Here is a 2,618-nt window from a genome sequence, read left to right on the forward strand (position 1 = left end):
CCAGCCGTACATGGCATCATGATTTGCGCCGTGTCCGCATTCGTTTCCTAGTGACCAAATAATAATTGAGGCGTGGTTTTTATCGCGCTCAACCATTTGCGTATAACGCGACATAAATGCACCAGCCCACTGCGGATCGCTAGCTAAACGCCCCATAGGAAACATGCCATGGGTTTCTATGTTTGCTTCATCAACTACGTATAAACCTAGCTCGTCACACAGTTCGTAAAAACGAGGGTGGTTAGGGTAGTGAGCAGTACGCACGGCGTTAAAGTTATTTTGCTTCATCAGCTTAATATCTTCAATCATATCGGCGGTAGTAACTGTATGGCCGTTTTCTGGGTGGTGTTCGTGGCGGTTAACGCCGCGAATAAGTAGCGGCTTGCCGTTTAAGCAAAGCTGCCCGTTAAGCATTTCTACTTTTCTAAAGCCAATGTTATAGGCTTCGGCGTCTACTGTGTTGCCTTGCTCATCTAACAGGCTAACAACGCAGCGGTATAAGTAAGGGGTTTCGGCGGTCCATTTTTTAGGGCTTTGTATTGCGATTGTTTGAAACACAACATCGCTCCAGCCACCTTTTTCATCAACACGTTTATTGTTAGTGCTTTGAATTTGCAGCTCACATAGCGCCTGTTGGCCATCAAAAACTTGTACTGCTATTTGATAGTTATTTGGCGCATTAATCGCCGTTTTTATATGTAGCGTTGCATCGCGATAGCAAGCGTCTAAATCGGGGGTTATAAACACATCACGTATTTGGTTTTGTGGTTTTGTAAGTAAGTTAACATCGCGAAAAATACCGCTTAGCCACCACATGTCCTGATCTTCTAAATAACTGCCATCGCTCCAACGAATAACCATAACGGCAATGCGGTTAGTGCCTGCAACTAACAGTTCGCTTAAATCAAACTCGCTCGGTAAGCGGCTATCTTGTGAATAACCCACCCATTGCCCGTTACACCACAGGTGAAAAGCCGAGTTAACGCCTTCAAAAATAATATGATTACGCTGAGTTAGCTGACTTTCGCTTATATTAAATTCAGTGCGGTAACAGCCTGTAGGGTTATCGCTTGGTACAAAAGGCGGGTTAACTGCAAATGGGTATTTAACATTACAGTAAATAGGTTTATCAAAGCCGTGTAATTGCCAGTTAGAAGGCACTGTAATGCTTTGCCAGTCGCTGTTTAGTGTTTCACTTAGCAACGATCCATCAACCGCTTCGGGTTTATCAAATAATTTAAAATCCCATTGCCCATTTAAACACTGTTTTTGTGGCTGTGTATTAGTGCGAGCATGTTCAATGCTTTTAAAACCATTGAGTGGGCTGTGCGCTTTTACTTGATTAACTTGTACTGAAATTGGGTTTTCCCAATCGCGGCGATTAATTATGTGCTGTAAAGAGGTCATGTTTATCCTATTGCTTAAGCGGGCAATTATAATGTGCTAAATATAGCTAAAAATAATCGCAGGGGTTATGCTTAAAGCTCTCCTTTATTTATCCAAAACTATCATTGTAATTATGCGCTATAACATTAAAGACATACTCGATATTGGTCCGCGTTGTATAGAACGCTTTATTGATTCACAAACGCTCGCGCAAATGTCAAACCTTGAAATAGCACTTGCGGGTTGCTCAAACCTATCGGGTCGTTATTGCGTAGCACGCTCAGCACCGCTAGAACATACACTGTTTTATACGCTTGCAGGGCAGGGTAAATTAACAACACAAAATGAGCAGTACACACTTAATGCCAATACACTTATTGTGCTACCAGCAAAGCAAAGCTTTGAAGTGAAAATTGATGCTGAACATTGGGATGTTATTTGGTTAAACCTTGCAAATACTAAACGTTGGCAGCATTTAAACTTAGCGCAAGCACTGGTACTAACCGAGCAAAAACTTGAACCGTTACACCTTGCTATGGAGCTTTTATACAGCGAGTCTAATGCTAATTTACGCGAAAGCGTAACGCCTATTTTAAGTCATTACTTAAATGCTACGCTGCAAAATAACTCACAGGGTGCGGCGCATAACCGTTTAATTAGTCTGTTTGAAGAGGTAGACAAGCGCTTGCAGTTTGATTGGACAATAGAGGTAATGTGCGAACATGTGCATTACTCATCGCCGCATTTGCATCGTTTATGCCAAGCGCAATTTGGTAAAAGCCCAATACAACAACTTATTTATTTACGCATTGAACGGGCTAAAAACTTATTGTTAAACACGGCTTGGCCAATTTCGCATGTGGCAAGTTATGTGGGGTACTCTAATATTTTTAATTTTTCCAAACGTTTTAAGAAGTCGGTAGGTGTGTCGCCAAGCGAATTTAGAAAATAACGTTAGCGGCTCTCTACATTTGAATAAATTTAAGGTATTGTGCGATTTCTTAAATTGCATTTTAGAGTTTTAGGTAGGTAATGCGCTCAAACCGTTTTTTAATAGTGATATTATTAGTGCTTGTACATAGCTTTATTAGCTGTGATGGCGCTGCGTATCATTTGCAAGAAGACGTTGATCACGTAACCAGTTCGTTATCGCAAGGCGACTCCACTGCCGATGATAACCAAAGCGATAAAACATCAACTACCGAAATTCATGCCCACCAACATTGCCATTG

Annotated in this window: 2 protein-coding genes and 1 pseudogene; 2 read left to right on the forward strand and 1 reads right to left on the reverse strand. The window is 41.5% G+C overall.

The window, feature by feature from the left end; all coding sequences use genetic code 11:
- A partial coding sequence (locus L654_RS0101865; protein WP_024607083.1) for a glycoside hydrolase family 2 occupies positions 1–1,407 on the reverse strand: 1,407 nt, incomplete at its 3' end.
- 112 nt (positions 1,408–1,519) lie between these two features.
- Between L654_RS0101865 and L654_RS0101870 the strand changes: the two genes are divergently transcribed.
- Positions 1,520–2,338 (forward strand): helix-turn-helix domain-containing protein, encoded by an 819-nt coding sequence (locus tag L654_RS0101870; RefSeq protein ID WP_024589739.1) that lies wholly within the window; start codon positions 1,520–1,522, stop codon positions 2,336–2,338.
- Positions 2,339–2,418: 80 nt separating this feature from the next.
- Positions 2,419–2,618 (forward strand): annotated as a pseudogene (locus tag L654_RS0101875) (hypothetical protein); the annotation flags it as partial.

The sequence above is a fragment of the Pseudoalteromonas sp. TAB23 genome (genome assembly GCF_000498075.1).
Lineage (GTDB): Bacteria > Pseudomonadota > Gammaproteobacteria > Enterobacterales > Alteromonadaceae > Pseudoalteromonas > Pseudoalteromonas arctica.

Bases quoted from the DNA above. Each gene is read 5' to 3' on its own strand.
- L654_RS0101870 (WP_024589739.1), top strand. From the start codon at position 1,520: ATGCGCTATAACATTAAAGACATACTCGATATTGGTCCGCGTTGTATA.